The following is a 16,238-nucleotide window of genomic DNA, read 5'->3' as shown; positions in this document are numbered from 1 at the left end:
CTTCATGGCCGTGCTCGCCCGCGTCACGGGGTGCCGACGCGCCCGCCGCGCAGCACCGCGTCGGCCCAGACGGCGAGCCGAGTGCGATCGATCTTCGAGTTGTGGCGGATGTCGGTGGGGAACGCGGTCGATACGAGCACCGCGGCGATGTCGTGCGGATAGTGCTCGGCGACGGCGGCACGGATCGCGTCCGCCAGCTCCATCGGCGCGAGCCCCGACGTCATGCGGACGCCCGATCGAGGCTCGACGACGACCACGACCGATTGCGTTCCGGTCGGACCGACGCCGACGACGGCGGAGCGGTACACCTGCGGCACCGTGTCGACGACGGCCTCGATCCCGCCGGGTCCGAGTGGGCCGGACGCAGGGGTGAGCACGTGCTGCACGCGTCCCTCGATCCAGATCCGACCCTCGGGGTCGATGTGGCCGATGTCGTTCGTGCGGTGCCAGATCAGGCCGTCGAGATCATCGCGCTTCGACGAGGCATCCATGTCCCACAACCGGTCGTAGCCCGCCTTGATGTGCGGGGCGGAGACGACGAACTCGCCCAGAACGTCGGTGGCCGCATCATCCGTAAGGACCTCGTCGCCGGGCACGCCCGCGGCATCGAGGGGCGCGACGGCGAACCGTACGCGGGGAACAGGGCGGCCGACGCACACGCCGTGATCGCGCGACTGCTCCTCGGCGGCGGTCACGCCCTCGCGGTTGATGTCGGTGAGCAGCAAGCCCTCCGTCATCCCGTACGGCGAGCGGATCTCTGCGTTCGGGAAGAGCGCCGCGAGCGCGTCGAGCAGCTGCAGCGGCACGGGGGCCCCGGCCGAGAGCACCAGCTCGATGCCCTCGAACGACGCGCGCTGCTCGGTCGTCAGCTCGCCCGCGGTGGCCTGCACGTTGGTGTAGGCGGCGGGGGAGGCGAAGACCATCGTGGACGCGCCCGCGAGGATCGCGTCGGCGAGCGCGGCGGCCGTCAGCGTGCGCGGCTTCGTGACCGACATGTCGGGCGTCACGCTGCTGATGCCGAGACCGGGTCCGAGCAGCGCGAACGGCGCGAAGCCGGCGGCCCAGCCCGTCTCCTCATGCACGTTGAACTGCTCGCGCAGGGTGCGAGCCAGCGCTCCCAATCGGGCGTGCGTGTACCGGACGCCTTTCGCCGGTCCCGTCGATCCGGACGTGAACAGGATGACGGCGTCATCGGTGAGGCCCGGGTGGGAGATGGGGTCATGGGCCGGCGTGCGAGAGAGCTCGGTCACGCTCGTCTCGACGCCGAGCGCCGCGCGTTCGATCGGGTTCAGCGCATAAACCGAGATGCGCCGACCGGGCCAGCCCGCCGCGCGCGCCAGCGCGAGTCCGGGTCTCAGGCCGATGATCCACTGCGGATCGGATGCTCGGATCGCGCGGGTCATTCCGGCCGGGCCGAGACCGGAATCAGCCACCACGGCGACCCCGCCGGCTTTCAGCACGCCGTAGAGCACGGCGGTGAGGTCGTTGCCCGGGGTCACGAGCAACGAGACGCGGTCGCCGCGCTGCAGGCCGAGCCGCTGCAGGCCGCGCGCGATGCCGTCGCTGACCGCGGTGAGCTGTCTCCAGGTGATCGCCTGCGGCGGCGTGCGCGTCATATCGACGCTCGCGACGGATGCGTCGTCGCGGCGCGCGTCGAGCGCCTCGAAGATCATCGGGGCGGGATCGTCATCCACTGCGACATCCGCGTCGCCGAGGGCAGGAACGGCCTCACGAGGGAACTGCTGTCGGAGCCAGCGCAGCACGACGCCGGTGACATCCGCGTCCTCGCTGACGAGGTGCGATGCCTTCTCGACGCGGTGCACGTCGGCGTGCGGCAGGCGGTGGCGCAGATCGCGCAGGAAGTGCTCGACGAACACCGGATCCTTCGGCCCCCACACCAGCAGGGAGGGAGCGTCAATGCCGGCGATGTCCTCGGCGAGCTGCTGCAGCTCGTCGTACGACGGGTGGCCGGGCCGAGCCGGGATGTCGGCGACGAACGCGCCGATGCCGCTTCTCTCGTCGGCCGTCAGATAGGGGGAGCGGAACGCGTCCTTGATCTCGGCGCGGAGCGGCCCCTGGCCGAGCGACAGCGTCGTGCGGAGGAACCCGTCGGTGAGGACCGTTGCCATCGGCAGGACCGGACCACTGAGCGCTGCGCGGAGCGGCGACGGGAGAGGCGTGCCCTCCGACAGGTGCACGCCCGTGTTCAGGCTGATCACGCCGTCCACCACGTCGCGGTTCCGGGCGGCCCAGGTCAGCGACACGATCCCGCCCCAGTCGTGGCCGAGGGTGACGACGGGATGCGGCTGAGCGCCCGCAGCATCCCCCGTGTCCGCGAGCAGCGCGCGCATGACCGCATCGACGTCGCTCACGCGCTCCGCGATGCGGCGGTAGCCGGATCCGTGCGTCGTGGGCAGCGCGTCGTGCGCGAGGCGCTCGGAGTGGCCCATCTCGAGCTGGTCGGGCGCGATGACCCGCCAGATCCTGCCGTCGGTGTCGGCCAACGAGGCCGCCGCGATCCCGCGCCACAGGTACGACCACGTGGGGTTTCCATGCAGCGCGAGAATGGTTCCGGTCGGTTCGAGCCCCCGGGCGCGCAACGCCGGGAGGGTGTCGAGGACATGAAACGTGCGCTCGCCGTCAACCGTATCGACTGTCACGAGGCGTGACCACGCGGCGTCCCATTCGGGGAGCGGGCCGGGAACGGTTGCGGGACGAGCCGCGAACTTCACCAGGTGATCTCCATCATGGCCGTGTTCAGCCCGGAACCCACTCCCAGGCAGAGGATGCGGTCGCCGCGCTTCATACCGGGTGCTCTGCGCGCCAGCGTGATCGGCAGGGAGGCCGGGCCGACGTTGCCGAGCTCCGGATACGTCTTGGCGATCCGGTCCGCGTCGATCTCGATGGCGCTCGTGAGGGCATCGACGTGCACGTTGGAGATCTGATGGGGGATGTAGTGATCCATGTCCCTCCAGTACCAATCGCTCTCGTGCGCTTCGCCCCACGCGGCGGCGATCAGATCCATGCCGTTGCTGAGGAGGCCTTGGGTGTCGGTGAACATGCCCTCGTAGTCGCCGACGCAGAGCTCGTGGTTCCAGGTTGCGGCTCGCGCCACGCCGCCGAGGATCCGGTGCCCCTCGGGGTGCAGGTCCGCGCGGCCGATCACGGCGGCGACGGCTCCGGAACCCAGCGTCAGCGTTGCGAACTCGTTGAGGTACTCCTCGCGGGTGATTCCCGGGCGCTGCAAGCGAGCGACAGTGACTTCCTGCACTCTCGACATGTCTTCGCCCGCGACGATGAGCGCGTAGTCGATCTGTCCCGAGTCGATCATGCTGGCCGCGACGGTCATTCCGTTCACGAAGCCCAGGCAAGCGTTGGTGATGTCGAAGTTCATGGCCGCGGGGCTGAGGCCGATGCTGTCGTGAACCGCTACTGCGACGGACGGCTCAAGCGTCTCGCGCGAGACGGAGGTATTGATCAGCAGACCGATCTGGTGAGCTGCGACTCCCGCCTGCGCCAGAGCGTCGCGTCCCGCGGAGGCGGCCCCCTCGATGTAATCCGTCGGATTCTCCCAGTTGCGCCGAGAAGACACTCCGGCCACGCGCTGAAGGAGCCCCTGCGGAAGGCGCAGTTCCCGGAGCGTGTCGCTGAGTCGCTCGTCGAAGGATCGCGAACTCACCTCGACGGGAGCGATCGCCTCAGCGAGCCCGAGGAGCGCGACGTTCGAATGCCGAGTGGTGGAGTTGCCGTTCGCGATGGCCAGATCGGGCGCGCCAACGGGGGAGGGAGGATCGGATTTCATTTCGAGCAAGCCTAGTCCGGTGGAATTACCCATCCTGCATATACGGCGAGGACGCCGAATGACGGCGTGGTTCCGGCAGTATTCCGAGGTGTTTCGCCCCGCTCGATGCGCGACACGGCTGCGTACACAGTCGGTTCAACGCGGGGTGGCGTTTCGGCTAGCTCGGCTGATCGTCTGTTCCCGGTGTGAAGATGTCCTCAATCGTGCACTCGAAGACTTCCGCGAGGCGGAAGGCGAGCGGCAACGACGGGTCGAATCTGCCTCGTTCGATCGAGATGACTGTTTGCCGGGAGACACCGAGTTCGTCGGCGAGGCGCTGTTGTGACCAACTGCGCTCCCGCCGGCGTGCGAGGAGTGAGTTTCTCATGATCAGCCACGCTTTTTAGCCATGAGGTAGCGCACGAAAGCGCTGAAGAAGGCAATCACGATGACCCCGATGAGTGCCCACATCGCGTCGAACTCGAAGCCCGAGATGGCGAGGGCCGCCAGGGCGAATCCCGTCAGCATGACCGTGTCGCTGAACGCGCCCGACATTGCGGCATCGAGCCACTTCGATTCGATCGATTCATCTGGCTTGTCGATGACTCCGCGCAGTGTGGACCGATCGACGAGGAGCGCCCAGATGAGCCCGATCAGTCCCCAGGACATGATGATCGAGAATACTCCGGCGATGAGGAGCGCTTCGTCGCCTCGTGAGACGCCCGTCAGGAGAGTGAGTGCGCCGACTCCGACCGCCAGGGCCAGCCCGGCTGGAATCGCGACAGACATTGCGGGCACACGCCCGCCGAAGAAGCGGATGCGGCCCCAGCGCGTGCGAGTGTCGGACTTTGGATCAACATTCATCGTCGTCCCCCTGTGAAGTTCGCTTTATTGGACAAGCAACTTTTACATGTATAGCTCGCTTTACGTAAGGGTGAGCTGCTCAGGCATGACGTGGAGAGCGCCGGCGTTCGTCGCGCGGGGACACGCTCCGGACCCCCGATCGGCGCCGAGGCCTACGATGGCCAACACGGGCACCTTGTGAAAGGAAGGCGACCATGAGTAAGGATTTCGCCGTCGGCGATCACGTTCGCTGGAATTCCGAAGTCGGAGAGGTCTCCGGCGTCATCGTCAAGAAGCACACCAGCGACACCGAGTACAAGGGGCATACGCGCCGGTGTTCTCCCGATGATCCGCAGTATGAGATCAAGAGCGACAAGACGAACCACATCGCGATGCACAAGCCCGGTGCGCTGCACAGGATCCGCTGATCGAGCCGCACGATGGATGAACGTCGCGAGATCTGGACGATCGGCCACTGGACGTTGGAGATTCCCGACTTCCTCGCGCCGCTCGACGAGCACGACATCGAGGTGCTCGTCGATGTGCGCGCCCATCCCGGCTCCCGCCGCAGTCCGCAGTTCGGGTCAGACACCATGGCTGGGTGGCTGGCGGAGGACAGCATCGAGTACCGGCGGTTGCCGAATCTGGGCGGCCGTCGCCCTCGCCAGGACGTCGACTCGCAGCTCAACGCCGCCTGGCAGAACGCGAGCTTCAAGAACTACGCGGACTACACCCTCACCGGTGACTACCGCCGGGGGATCGAGGAGCTCACCGCGCTCGCGCGATCGCGACGCACGGTGGTCATGTGCGGCGAGCCCGTTCCCTGGCGCTGTCACCGCCTGATCGTGGCCAATACTCTCGTCGCCGAGGCGTGGATGGTGAAGCACCTGCTGCCTGAAGGCGCTGTTCATGAGCACGTGCTCGGCCAATGGGGAGCGCCGCCCGTTGTCGGCAACGACGGCCTCGTGACGTATCCGGACCAGTCACCGGGCTGAGCTCTACGGTGCGAACAGGTGCGGGTACTCAGCGCCGCGACCCTGGAAGCTCAGGATGCTCGGGTTCCTGATCACGCCGTCGGTTATTTCGATCGCGTTGGAGATCGCGGGATCCTCGGACCACGCTTCCGGGCCTTCGAGAACCGTGCGCAGGAACGGCAGGATCGCCGCGCTGATCTCCCAGGTCGCCGAGTTCCACAGATACGACGGGCTGTGGTCGACGCCGTAGTAGTCGACCCCCGATCCCACGGTGAACATCGGATCATCGAACGTCGTCGGCTTCGCCCACTCGAACCCCATGCCCTCATCGCACGAGACATCGATGATCAGGCTGCCCGGCGCGAAATCGTCCAGATCCTCGGTGCGCAGGTACGTGATCGGTGCCGCGACGTCCTGCAACGTGCAGTTCACGACGATGTCGTGCAATGCGAGGAAGGCCGGGAGGAGGACGTCGCCGTCCGCGGTGAGGACCGTGCTGAGGTGGGCAGGCCCGTCACCCGTGTTGAGCTGGGTGATGTGCGCGCTGTGGATCGGCGAACCGACGGCCGCGACGCCGCGCTGCGTGAGCACCTGCACGTCGTGGATCCCCTGAGCCTTCAGCGCGGTGACCGCGCCGCGCGCCGTTGCGCCGAACCCGATGACGACCGCGCTGCGGCGCGGGCCGTAGTCTCCCGTCGTTCCGGTGAGGCTCAGGGCGTGCAGCACCGAGCAGTATCCGGCGAGCTCGTTGTTCTTGTGGAACACGTGCAGGTTGACATCGCCCTGCCCCGTCCAATGGTTCATCGCTTCGAAGGCGATGAGGGTCAGTCGACGATCGATCGCCGTCTGCGTCATCGCCGCATCCTGCACGCAGTGGGGCCATCCCCACAGCACGCCGCCCTCCGGAACGGCCGCGACGTCGGCCGCCTGCGGCTTCGGCAGCAACAGCACATCAGCAGAATCGATCACTTCGGACCGTTCCGCGACCCTGCCGACGCGCGCCTCGATATAGCCGGGTCCCAGATGGAAGTCCGCGGCATAGCCGCGCTCCACGATCATCCGTGCTCGCACGTCGGCGTCGATGTAATCGAGGTGATGAGGGTGAATCGGAAGTCGGCGTTCGTTCTCCATCGACGAGCCTGCGAGCAGCCCGAGGGTCAGGAGCCCCGCGCTCGGGGCAGGCGCTGACGTGGCATTGACGTCGAAGGACGGTTGAGCAGTGCTGGACATCCAGCCTCCCATCATTGGGAACCAAACAGCTCCGCTGTTAAACATACGCGTCGCAGGCTTGTCGCTCGCTCTGCGAGCGCGGTGACTGCACGAAATGTCATTAAAACGCTCAACAAGAATGATCGAATCGAGCAGTTATCGTGACACTCGCGCGGAAACTGTGCACGATGAGTTCACGTGGTTCGCCGACAACGAAGCGGGCGGACCTCACCACCGAGTGAGAAAGACAGGACCCATTGACTACGAGCACCGTGACCCAGCAGGAGATCCTCAGCCAGCCCCGGGTGTGGCGACAGGCGCTGAGCATGACGCTCGACGTCCCCGCATTCGGGGAACCGGGGGAGCGGGTCCTCTTTCTCGGATGCGGGACGAGCGCATTCGTCGCGGAGTCGATCGCCGAGTTGCGAGAGCGGGCCGGATACGGCGTCTCGGATGCGGGCTACGCATCCGAATGGTCTCCGGGGAGAGAATATGATCGCGTCGTCGTCATCAGCCGGTCCGGTACGACGAGCGAAGTGCTCGCGGTGCTCTCGCAGATCCCCGACGGCACCGCGACGACCGCCATCGTCGGCGTCGGGGCATCGCCGGTCGCAGAGGCCGTGGACAGCGCGCTCGTGCTCGACTACGCCGATGAAGAATCGGTTGTGCAGACGCGCTTCCCGACGACGGTGCTGCTGCTCGCTCGTCGCTCATTCGGAGAGGACGTCACCCATCTTCCGGCTCAGGCCGAAGACGCGCTCTCGCGCGAGACGGCGGTCCGCGCATCCGACTTCTCGCACTTCGTCTTCCTGGGACGCACGTGGACCTATGGACTCGCGCAGGAGGCCGCGCTCAAGGTTCGCGAGGCCGCGCAGGCATGGTCCGAGTCGTACCCCGCGCTCGACTATCGGCACGGACCGATCGCGGTCGCTCACGAGGAGACCCTCGTCGTCGTGTTCGGCGAGCTCGCACATGACCTCGAGCACGATATCCGGCGAACCCGCGCGACAATCGTGTGCGAGGAGTTCGATCCGCTCGTGCAGCTCGCACGCGCGCAGGCGCTCGCGGCTGACCTCGCCTCGGCGCGCGGCCTCGATATCGATTCGCCGAGACACCTCACCCGATCCGTTGTCCTGGGCTGAGGAACTCTCATCCATCGACGGAATCACGGTCGACGACAGGCACAGTCAATGTATGCACCATTCTGCAAGGAGGCAGAGCTCATGAGTCATCTCGGTCACCACATCTCCCACACGCGTCGCGCCGTCGTGCGGGGCTCCGCTGGCGCGCTCGCGATGGGCCTCGCGGTAGGCCTCGCCGCGTGCTCGTCGGGCTCGAAGCCTGCGACGGAGCTCGATCCCGACGCCGGCGTCACGATCACCTGGTGGACGGGGCAGGCCGACCAGGCGCAGACGATCCTCGAGGGCCTCGTCGACGAGTTCGAGGAGGATCACCCGAATGTCACGATCGAGATCTCGTCCGGCGCCCCGTCGACGGAGGATCTGCTCCAGAAGCTGTCGTCGTCCTTCGCGGGCGGCACCTATCCCGACATCTCTTACGCATTCGGATCGTGGGCGAGCGAACTGGCGGGTTCGGGACGAACCCTCGACATCACGGATCAGGTGCAGGACGATGCGGAGGTGAAGTGGGACGAATTCTCCGGCGCGGCGCAGGCGACCGCGCAGCCAGAGGGCGGCCCGACGATCGGCTTCCCGGCGGTCGTCGACAACATCTCGCTGATCTACAACAAGACCGTCTTCGACGACGCCGGCGTCGACTATCCGACGGCCGACTGGACCTGGGAGGACTTCCGCGACGCGGCGGCCGACCTCACGGATCCCGCCACGAAGACGTACGGGTACGGATACTCCGTGTCCGGATCCGAAGAGACGACCTGGCAGTTCTGGCCGCATCTCTGGCAGCGCGGCGGCGAGATCCTCGACGGCAGGGAGGCGACGTTCGACTCGCCGGAAGGCGTCGAAGCGCTCACGCTCCTGCAGGAGATGGCCGTCGACGACGGGTCGGTCTACCTCGATCAGACCGATACGAAGTTCGGCACGTTCTTCGCCAGCGACCAGATCGGCATGATCACGTCGGGTCCGTGGATGCTCTACGACCTGCAGACGGCCGGCACCGACTACGGCGTCGTGCAGCTGCCGGGCGTCGACGGCAATCACACGACCATCTCCGGCGCCGACATCTGGGCGATGTTCGATCACGACGATCCGAACCGCGAGTACTGGTCGTACGAGTTCATGAAGTGGCTGACGGCCGCCGAGCAGGACGAGCGCTGGAACGTCGTCTACGGCAACCTCCCGCTGCGGGAGAGCGAGATCGACTCGCCCGAGTTCCAGAAGCAGATCGAGGCGATGCCGGGCATCGAGGTGATGGCCGAGAACACCGCGAACGCGACGATCCCGCGCCCCACGGTATCGGGCTACGTGCAGCTGTCCGAGGCGATCGGCACCGCCATCTCGCAGGTCCTGCAGGGCCAGGCTGAGCCGCAGGAAGCGCTCGGGCAGGCCGCCGACGAAGCGACAGCGGCTCTGGAGGACGAATGACCCCGGCCGCCATGTCGGAGCGCACGCGCAGGTTGCGCGTGCGCCGGATGTGGGACACGGCGACGGGGTGGGGTTTCATCGGGCCGGCGACCATCATCGTGTTGGGCCTGACGATCTTCCCAGCGGTGTGGGCCTTCCTCCTCTCGCTGCAGGAGTGGGACGGTTTCTCGACGCCCGAATGGGTGGGCGGCGCCAACTACGCCGAGATGGCCACGGATGCCGGGCTCGCCGACGCTGTCGTGCACACGATCGTCTACACGGCGATGTTCGTGCCGGCGTCGGTTCTGCTCGGGCTCGGGCTCGCCGTCGCCCTCAATCGAAAAGTCGTCCTCATCGGCGTGTATCGCACGCTCATCTTCCTCCCCTTCGTGGTGTCGGCCGCGGCCACCGGCATTCTCACGACCTACCTGTTCAACCCGCAGTTCGGTCTCGTGAACAACGTTCTGCGCGTCCTCCGCCTGCCGCAGCAGGGGTGGCTCGAAGATCCCTCGCAGGCGATGCTCGTCATCGCGATCATGTCGGTGTGGGGCCAAGCCGCGCTCACGACGGTGATCTACCTCGCGGCTCTCCAAGACATCCCCGCCGAGCTCACGGAGGCGGCGACGGTTGATGGCGCGACCAAATGGCAGGCGTTCTGGCGCGTGGTCTTCCCGCAGCTCGCGCCGATCACGGTGTTCGTCACGATCTGGCAGGGCATTCAAGCGATCCAACTCTTCGACGTGGTCTATACGACGACCAGGGGCGGGCCGCTCGGCGCGACCGAGACGATCGTGTACTACCTGTGGAACGCCGCGTTCCGAGAGTTGGAGTTCGGATACGCATCGGCCGTCGCATACGGGCTGTTCGCCGTCACTCTCGCCATCACCATCTTCGTCGTCGTGCAGCAGCGACGATCAGCCAAGGGAGGAGCGCTATGACGGCTCTCATCGGTCACCGACCGCCCCAACCGCCGCCGGCGCCGCTCGATGCGACGCGAACTCTCACCGTGCCGAATCGCAAGCGTCGCCGTCGCTCGTGGATCCACCTCCTTCTCGTGCCGGTCGCGCTCGTGTTCTCGATTCCGTTCCTTCAGATGTTCCTGACGTCTCTGACGCCGGAATCCGAGATCAATACCTTTCCGCCGTCGTTCATTCCATCGCGTCTGACTCTCGACGGATACGTGAAACTGTTCGAGCAGTCCGACATCCTCCTGTGGCTCGGTAACTCCGTGATCGTGTCCGCTGTCGGCATCGCGTCCCACATCGTGCTCTGCTCACTCGCCGGTTACGGCTTCGCACGCCTGACGTTCGCCGGACGGAACGTGAGCTTCCTCATGATCGTCGCGACGATCATGATCCCGACCCAGCTGCTCATGGTGCCGACGTACGTGATGTTCGCGCGCGTCGGAATCATCGACACCCTCATGGCCGCGATCGTGCCCTGGCTCGCAAGCGTCTTCGGGATCTTCTTGATGCGGCAGTTCTTCATGTCGCTGCCCGTCGAGCTCGAGGAGGCGGCGCTGCTCGACGGCTGTTCGCGGATCGGTACCTTCTGGCGGATCATCTTCCCGCTCGCGCGCCCGGCTCTCGCCACGCTCGCCATCTTCACGCTCCTCGGTTCCTGGAACGACCTCGTCTGGCCGCTCATCGCGATCAACGATCCGAGCGCGTTCACCGTGCAGCTCGGCATCACGAACTTCCAGGGTGCCAGGCGCACCGACTGGTCGCTCCTCATGGCGTCCAACGTCATCGCGACCCTGCCGCTCATCGTCTTCTTCGTCTTCGCGCAGCGCCAGTTCATCGCCACTATGTCATTCTCCGGGGTGAAATGATGACCGATACCGTTCGGCCGATCCTCGTCGTCGGCGACGCGAACGTCGACCTCGTACTCGGCGGCGACGTCGTGCCACGGTTCGGGCAGGCCGAACAGCTGCTCGACCGTGCGGATCTCGTGCTCGGCGGATCCGCGTCGATCGTCGCGTGCGGAACGGCGCACCTCGGCGCCCCGACGTCGCTCATCGCTCGCGTCGGCCGCGACGCCTTCGGCGAGGTCACCCTCGACGCACTCCGCTCGCGCAGCGTCGACGTCGCGGATGTGATCGTCGACGACGCAGCGGCCACCGGACTGTCCGTGATCCTGTCCGCGCCCGAAGATCGCGCGATCCTCACGTCGCTCGGGGCGATCCCCGCGCTCGTCGGCGCCGATGTGCTCGAGCGCCTCGAGGCGTGGGACGGGCCGCCCGGGGTGCTTCATGCGGCGAGCTACTTCCTCCAGCCGGCGCTCGCCGCGGATCTTCCCGACGTGTTCGCCCGCGGGCACAGCCTCGGCTGGACGACGTCGCTCGACACGAACTGGGATCCGGCCGAACGGTGGCGCGGCGTCGCCGACGTCCTGCCGCACCTCGACGTGCTGCTGCCCAACGGCAGCGAGCTTCGAGCCCTTGCGGCGGCGATCGGGGCGGTCGGCGGCGGCGATGAGGACCTCGCGCGCGCCGTGGCCCGACGCGGACCGCGAGTGGTCGTGAAGGACGGCGCTCGCGGCGGATGGTCGATCGGCGACGGCGGAGGCGTCGTGCGGGCGCCGGGACTGACGGTGGACGTCGTCGATACGACCGGGGCCGGGGACAGCTTCGACGCCGGCTACCTCGCCGCCATCGCGCACGGCGTCGACGACGAATCGCGACGGCTGCGCTGGGCAGCGACGTGCGGATCCCTGTCGACGACTCAGCCCGGCGGCACGGCCGCGCAGGCGTCGCTCGCCGAGCTGATGGGGGCGATGGAGGCGTGATCGCGGCGATCGCTCTCAGCCCCTCGCTCGATGTCACCTATGTTATCGAGCGACTTCACGGGATCCAGCGCCCGCTCGAGGTCGTGCGGGTCGCCGGCGGCAAATCGCTGAACGCCGCACGCGTCGCCGTGATGCTCGGCGCGGACCGGGTCGCCGCGTCCGCAGTGTTGGCCGGAGGTGCGGGAACGGACATCGCTGCGCACGCACGCGCCCAGGGACTGCATCTGCGGATCATCGACGGGCACGTCCCGACGCGCACCTGTGTGTCGGTGTTCGATCGCTCGTCGCGCGAGTTGACGGAGATCTATGAGCATGCCGTGGCGCTCGACGACATCGAGGTTGAACATGCGCTGGATGCGGCTGTCGAGGCGATGGGCTCCAAGCGCGGCCTGTACCTGTTGTCGGGCGGACTCTCGGAGGATCATGCTCGGCGAGCCGTGCGCCGCGTGCGCGCCGCGGGCGGCAGCATCGCGCTGGATACTCATGGCACCGCGCTGAGCGGCGGTATCGAAGAGGGACCCGACCTGGTGAAGGTGAACCGGGCGGAGGCCGTCGCACTGCTCGGATACGCGCCCGATGCGCCCCCGGATGAGCTCGTATCTGGCCTGCACGACCGTCTCGATTCGGCTACGGCGAGGGCGGTCGTCACCGACGGCGCCGATGGCGCCTGGTCGTGCGACGGCGCGCAGGTGCTTCATGCGCAGATGGCCGGGCCGATCGGTGGCTTCCCCGTGGGAAGTGGCGACGCATTCCTCGGCGGTCTCGCTAGGGCGTTCGATGCGGGGGAGTCGCTGTCGAACGCGCTCGCTCTGGCCACGGGCGCGGGCGTCGCCAACGCGCAGATACCGGGGGCGGGCCTGCTGGATCCGTCGCTCGCGCGCGAGATCGCGGCACGCGTCGAGGTGCGCGCCTACCGTGCGAACGCGCCGCTCTGACGCTCGCCGTGGGCCTCACGCAGGTAGGGCCGCGTCCGCCACGACCTGCACATCGACTCCAGCCGCGGCGATCGCCGTGAGCTCATCGGGGTCGGCGCTGGAATCGGTCACGAGAACGTCGATTTCGTCGAGGTCAGCGACCTTCGCAAGCGTTGCGCGACCGATCTTCGAGCCGTCCGCGACGACGACGACGCGATCGGCCTGCGCGACCATTGCGTGATTCGTGCGGGCCTCGATCTCGTTGTGCGTGGTGGCACCGCCCCGGGCACTAATGCCGTCGGTGCCGAGGAATGCGGTTCCGACGTTGATTGCGCTGAACGTCTTCTCCGCGAGCACACCGACGGCTTCGAGCGAGTTGAAGCGGATGAAACCGCCCGTCATGATCACCGTGAGGTTGCTGCCGGTCGCGAGCTCGGCGGCGGTCGTGAGGGCGTTGGTCGCCACCGACAGGTCGTCTCGGGACGTCAGCGCGCGCGCGACGGCGGCCGCCGTCGTGCCTCCGCTGATTGCGACCGAATACTGTCCCTCGGGCAGCAGTCTCGCGGCATGTTCGGCAATGCGCAGCTTGGCATCCTTGAAGCGCGAATCGCGGAGCTGGACGGAGACTTCCGTCGCCGGATCGAGGGCTCGCGCCCCGCCGTGCGAGCGGATGAGCAGCCCCTGATCGTCCATGTCCGCGAGATCGCGTCGCATCGTCGCGGTGGATACGCCGAGCTCGTCCGCGATCTCGGTGAGCCGCGCGGATCCGTGTTCGTTGATGTACCTGAGGATGCTCGACATGCGCTGCGCGCGGCGGCGCGACGTTGCGTGCGGTACGAGATCGTTGGTGACCGACATGCGGCGTCCTATCTGCTCGAATCTGGAGTGATGACGAGTTCATTCGATCATAAAACTGATCGAATTGACTCCATCCTACGGTAATTATTGCGCGGAATATGCGCAGTCCGCAATCATGGAGGAATGGTCAACATCGCATTCATTGGTGCAGGAAGTGTCGTTTTCACGCGTCAGCTGGTCGCCGACATCCTGCGCTACCCGGAGCTCGCGGACGTGCGCCTCGTGCTGCACGACATCGACGACGCCCGCCTGGCCGTCGCCGCCGGAACCGCGAAGCACGTGAACGACCGGTTCGGTACGAGTGCCGACGTCACGGCGACGACGGACCGACGGACAGCGCTTGAGGGTGCCGACTACGTCATCAACATGGTTCAAGTCGGCGGCATCGACGCCACGCTCGCGGATCTGCAGATTCCTGCAGCGCACGGTCTGCGGCAAACGATCGGCGACACGACCGGTATCGGCGGCGTCTTCCGGGCGCTTCGCACGTTCCCGGTGCTCACGGCGATCGCCGACGACATGCGCGAGCTGTGCCCCGATGCGTGGTTGCTGAGCTACACCAATCCGATGGCGATGAATCTCTGGTGGCTGTCGGTCGTGGCGCCGGACATCAAGGCAGTCGGGCTCTGTCACAGCGTGCACTGGACGGCGAACGATCTCGCCGAGCTCATCGACGTTCCGTTCGACGAAACGCACTACCGCGCAGCAGGCGTCAACCACCAAGCGTGGCTGCTCGAATGGACGCATCGCGGTGAGGACCTGTACCCGCAGCTGCGCGAGCGCATCCGTGGTGATGACGACCTCGCTCGCCGCGTGCGGGTCGAAATGTTCCAGCGACTCGGCTATTACCCGACTGAGACGAGCGAACATTCGTCTGAGTACCTGTCGTGGTTCCTCCGTTCCGACGAACAGGTCCAGCGCTTCCGGCTCGAACCCCTCGAATACGTCGGCATCAGCCGCGAGAACGTCGCGGAGTTTGAAGCGACGCGCGACGCGCTCGACGCCGGACGCGACCTCGAGCTGCCGGATGACGGGGCGAGCGAGTACGCACCGCAGATCATCCACTCCCTCGTAACCGGCACGCCGCGCGAGGTGCACGTGAATGTGCCGAACCGGGGCCTCATCGACAACCTCCCTGAGGATTGCGTCGTCGAAGTGCCCGCATCGGTCGACGCATCGGGGATCACACCGATCGCGATGGGGTCGATTCCCATCCAGTGCGCCGCGGTCAATATGCCGTACGTGTCGGTCGGCCGACTCGCGGTCGAGGCGGCGCGAACGGGCGACCCTCTGCTCGTGCGGCAGGCCGTGCTGATGGATCCGAACGCGCAATCGACGCTCACACCTGACGAGATCTGGCAGGTCTGCGACGAACTCACCGAGGCCCATGGCGAACTGCTTCCGGGTGCGCTTCGTCATCGCACAGCGGCCGGCGCACAATGACGCTTGCAACGACAGGCGCGCTCATCGCGGACGCCGTACGCGAACGCGGTGCGGTCATTGCCTTCAACGTCATCAGCCTCGAGCACGCGGAGGGGATCGTTGCGGGCCTGGAGAGTTCTGGCGCCCCCGGGATCCTGCAGATCAGCGAGAACGCTATCCGCTATCACGGCGGTCGACTGGCCCCGATCGTCGCCGCAAGTCGTGAGATCGCGGCGGCGTCGTCGTCATCCGTTGCGATCCATCTCGATCACGTGCAGGACCTGTCGCTTGCGCGAGCGGGCATCGCCGAAGCCTGGCCGCTGGGCGTCAGCTCGATCATGGTCGACGCCGCGCATCTCGACTACGCCGAGAACGTCGCTGTGACAGCCGAGCTCGTTGCCGAGGCACATCGCACGTCCCTGTGGGTCGAGGCGGAGCTGGGGGAGATCGGTGGCAAGAACGGTGCGCACGCGCCCGGAACGCGCACCGATCCGTACGAGGCAGCGGCCTTCGTCGCGGAAACCCGTGTGGACGGTCTCGCCGTCGCCGTCGGCAGTTCGCACGCGATGACCACCGCCACGGCCGACCTCGACCTCGACCTGATCGAACGTCTCGCGGAGACGGTGCCCGTGCCGCTCGTGCTGCATGGGTCGTCCGGCGTTCCCACCAAGGTCCTGCGAGATGCCGTCGCGCGGGGGATCCGGAAGATCAACGTGGGTACCGCACTGAACGTCGGGTACACGGATCGTGTTCGCGCCTCGCTCGCCGCAGACGCGCACGTCACGGATCCTCGCCGCTACCTCGCGCCCGCTCGTGAGGCCGTCACGGAGTCCGCAGCTCGGCTCAGCGCGCTGCTCGTTGCGCCCTGATCGGCAGTCTCGCACGATAACGTCGACGAAAGTGACCCCTG

General features: G+C 66.9%; 16 protein-coding genes. 10 read left to right on the top strand and 6 right to left on the bottom strand.

Features of this window, described 5'->3' with window-relative positions; all coding sequences use genetic code 11:
• Positions 1-23 precede the first annotated feature (23 nt).
• The 4 genes from G510_RS0101505 to G510_RS0101490 all read right to left on the bottom strand — a co-directional run bounded on the left by G510_RS0101505 (position 24) and on the right by G510_RS0101490 (position 4,645).
• The gene (locus G510_RS0101505) at positions 24-2,732 is read right to left on the bottom strand and encodes an alpha/beta fold hydrolase (RefSeq protein WP_051216141.1); all 2,709 of its coding nucleotides are present in this window, start codon (positions 2,730-2,732) and stop codon (positions 24-26) included.
• On the bottom strand, positions 2,729-3,802 hold the full coding sequence (locus G510_RS0101500; protein WP_211219136.1) for a 3-oxoacyl-ACP synthase III: 1,074 nt from the start codon (positions 3,800-3,802) through the stop codon (positions 2,729-2,731). Before G510_RS0101500 ends, G510_RS0101505 begins: the two co-directional genes overlap by 4 nt.
• Before the next feature lie 157 nt (positions 3,803-3,959).
• On the bottom strand, positions 3,960-4,169 hold the full coding sequence (locus G510_RS0101495) for a helix-turn-helix transcriptional regulator (RefSeq protein WP_029152147.1): 210 nt from the start codon (positions 4,167-4,169) through the stop codon (positions 3,960-3,962).
• Between the two features lie 2 nt (positions 4,170-4,171).
• Positions 4,172-4,645 carry a hypothetical protein gene (locus tag G510_RS0101490; protein ID WP_029152146.1) on the bottom strand — a complete coding sequence of 158 codons (474 nt, stop codon included), beginning with the start codon at positions 4,643-4,645 and terminating at the stop codon, positions 4,172-4,174.
• Between the two features lie 194 nt (positions 4,646-4,839).
• On the opposite strand from G510_RS0101490, the gene G510_RS0101485 reads away from it, so the two are divergent.
• Together G510_RS0101485 and G510_RS0101480 are read left to right on the top strand one after the other, a co-directional pair.
• A complete protein-coding gene (locus G510_RS0101485; protein ID WP_029152145.1) occupies positions 4,840-5,052 on the top strand; it encodes a hypervirulence associated TUDOR domain-containing protein in 213 nt (70 codons plus the stop codon).
• A gap of 12 nt (positions 5,053-5,064) precedes the next feature.
• The gene (locus G510_RS0101480; protein ID WP_029152144.1) at positions 5,065-5,619 is read left to right on the top strand and encodes a DUF488 domain-containing protein; all 555 of its coding nucleotides are present in this window, start codon (positions 5,065-5,067) and stop codon (positions 5,617-5,619) included.
• A gap of 3 nt (positions 5,620-5,622) precedes the next feature.
• Here the strand turns inward: G510_RS0101480 and G510_RS0101475 are convergent, their stop codons facing one another.
• Positions 5,623-6,828: a N(5)-(carboxyethyl)ornithine synthase gene (locus G510_RS0101475; protein WP_051216139.1), complete on the bottom strand. Its 1,206-nt coding sequence runs from the start codon at positions 6,826-6,828 to the stop codon at positions 5,623-5,625.
• A 236-nt stretch (positions 6,829-7,064) separates the two neighbouring features.
• Between G510_RS0101475 and G510_RS0101470 the strand changes: the two genes are divergently transcribed.
• The 6 genes from G510_RS0101470 to G510_RS0101445 all read left to right on the top strand — a co-directional run bounded on the left by G510_RS0101470 (position 7,065) and on the right by G510_RS0101445 (position 13,069).
• Positions 7,065-7,949 carry an SIS domain-containing protein gene (locus G510_RS0101470; protein ID WP_029152142.1) on the top strand — a complete coding sequence of 295 codons (885 nt, stop codon included), beginning with the start codon at positions 7,065-7,067 and terminating at the stop codon, positions 7,947-7,949.
• An 81-nt stretch (positions 7,950-8,030) separates the two neighbouring features.
• On the top strand, positions 8,031-9,368 hold the full coding sequence (locus G510_RS0101465) for an ABC transporter substrate-binding protein (protein WP_051216137.1): 1,338 nt from the start codon (positions 8,031-8,033) through the stop codon (positions 9,366-9,368).
• A complete protein-coding gene (locus G510_RS0101460; protein WP_029152140.1) occupies positions 9,365-10,285 on the top strand; it encodes a carbohydrate ABC transporter permease in 921 nt (306 codons plus the stop codon). The genes G510_RS0101465 and G510_RS0101460 overlap by 4 nt, the downstream gene beginning before the upstream one ends.
• Positions 10,282-11,178 (top strand): carbohydrate ABC transporter permease, encoded by an 897-nt coding sequence (locus tag G510_RS0101455; RefSeq protein ID WP_084644137.1) that lies wholly within the window; start codon positions 10,282-10,284, stop codon positions 11,176-11,178. Before G510_RS0101460 ends, G510_RS0101455 begins: the two co-directional genes overlap by 4 nt.
• Positions 11,178-12,134 (top strand): carbohydrate kinase family protein, encoded by a 957-nt coding sequence (locus G510_RS0101450; protein WP_029152138.1) that lies wholly within the window; start codon positions 11,178-11,180, stop codon positions 12,132-12,134. The genes G510_RS0101455 and G510_RS0101450 overlap by 1 nt, the downstream gene beginning before the upstream one ends.
• Positions 12,131-13,069, top strand: a complete 939-nt coding sequence (locus tag G510_RS0101445; protein WP_029152137.1) for a 1-phosphofructokinase family hexose kinase — start codon at positions 12,131-12,133, stop codon at positions 13,067-13,069. The genes G510_RS0101450 and G510_RS0101445 overlap by 4 nt, the downstream gene beginning before the upstream one ends.
• A 15-nt stretch (positions 13,070-13,084) precedes the next feature.
• Here G510_RS0101445 and G510_RS0101440 read toward each other — a convergent pair whose 3' ends face one another.
• Positions 13,085-13,906 carry a DeoR/GlpR family DNA-binding transcription regulator gene (locus G510_RS0101440; protein ID WP_029152136.1) on the bottom strand — a complete coding sequence of 274 codons (822 nt, stop codon included), beginning with the start codon at positions 13,904-13,906 and terminating at the stop codon, positions 13,085-13,087.
• A 123-nt stretch (positions 13,907-14,029) separates the two neighbouring features.
• On the opposite strand from G510_RS0101440, the gene melA reads away from it, so the two are divergent.
• Positions 14,030-15,349, top strand: coding sequence for an alpha-glucosidase/alpha-galactosidase (gene melA, locus G510_RS0101435; protein ID WP_029152135.1), 1,320 nt, complete (start codon positions 14,030-14,032; stop codon positions 15,347-15,349).
• A complete protein-coding gene (locus tag G510_RS0101430; RefSeq protein WP_029152134.1) occupies positions 15,346-16,197 on the top strand; it encodes a class II fructose-bisphosphate aldolase in 852 nt (283 codons plus the stop codon). The genes melA and G510_RS0101430 overlap by 4 nt, the downstream gene beginning before the upstream one ends.
• The last annotated feature ends 41 nt before the right edge of the window (positions 16,198-16,238 follow it).

Source organism: Microbacterium gubbeenense DSM 15944, from assembly GCF_000422745.1.
In the GTDB taxonomy this organism is placed as follows: domain Bacteria; phylum Actinomycetota; class Actinomycetes; order Actinomycetales; family Microbacteriaceae; genus Microbacterium; species Microbacterium gubbeenense.
The sequence above is the reverse complement of the archived record's forward strand: the minus strand, read 5'-3'. Positions and strand labels throughout refer to the sequence as shown.

What these genes read in the sequence shown, in the direction of transcription:
- G510_RS0101490 (WP_029152146.1), bottom strand. Translation starts at nt 4,645, where the DNA reads ATGAATGTTGATCCAAAGTCCGACACTCGCACGCGCTGGGGCCGCATC.
- G510_RS0101495 (WP_029152147.1), bottom strand. Translation starts at nt 4,169, where the DNA reads ATGAGAAACTCACTCCTCGCACGCCGGCGGGAGCGCAGTTGGTCACAA.
- G510_RS0101460 (WP_029152140.1), top strand. Translation starts at nt 9,365, where the DNA reads ATGACCCCGGCCGCCATGTCGGAGCGCACGCGCAGGTTGCGCGTGCGC.
- G510_RS0101480 (WP_029152144.1), top strand. Translation starts at nt 5,065, where the DNA reads ATGGATGAACGTCGCGAGATCTGGACGATCGGCCACTGGACGTTGGAG.
- G510_RS0101475 (WP_051216139.1), bottom strand. Translation starts at nt 6,828, where the DNA reads ATGTCCAGCACTGCTCAACCGTCCTTCGACGTCAATGCCACGTCAGCG.
- G510_RS0101465 (WP_051216137.1), top strand. Translation starts at nt 8,031, where the DNA reads ATGAGTCATCTCGGTCACCACATCTCCCACACGCGTCGCGCCGTCGTG.
- G510_RS0101485 (WP_029152145.1), top strand. Translation starts at nt 4,840, where the DNA reads ATGAGTAAGGATTTCGCCGTCGGCGATCACGTTCGCTGGAATTCCGAA.
- G510_RS0101450 (WP_029152138.1), top strand. Translation starts at nt 11,178, where the DNA reads ATGACCGATACCGTTCGGCCGATCCTCGTCGTCGGCGACGCGAACGTC.
- melA (WP_029152135.1), top strand. Translation starts at nt 14,030, where the DNA reads ATGGTCAACATCGCATTCATTGGTGCAGGAAGTGTCGTTTTCACGCGT.
- G510_RS0101430 (WP_029152134.1), top strand. Translation starts at nt 15,346, where the DNA reads ATGACGCTTGCAACGACAGGCGCGCTCATCGCGGACGCCGTACGCGAA.
- G510_RS0101455 (WP_084644137.1), top strand. Translation starts at nt 10,282, where the DNA reads ATGACGGCTCTCATCGGTCACCGACCGCCCCAACCGCCGCCGGCGCCG.
- G510_RS0101500 (WP_211219136.1), bottom strand. Translation starts at nt 3,802, where the DNA reads ATGAAATCCGATCCTCCCTCCCCCGTTGGCGCGCCCGATCTGGCCATC.
- G510_RS0101440 (WP_029152136.1), bottom strand. Translation starts at nt 13,906, where the DNA reads ATGTCGGTCACCAACGATCTCGTACCGCACGCAACGTCGCGCCGCCGC.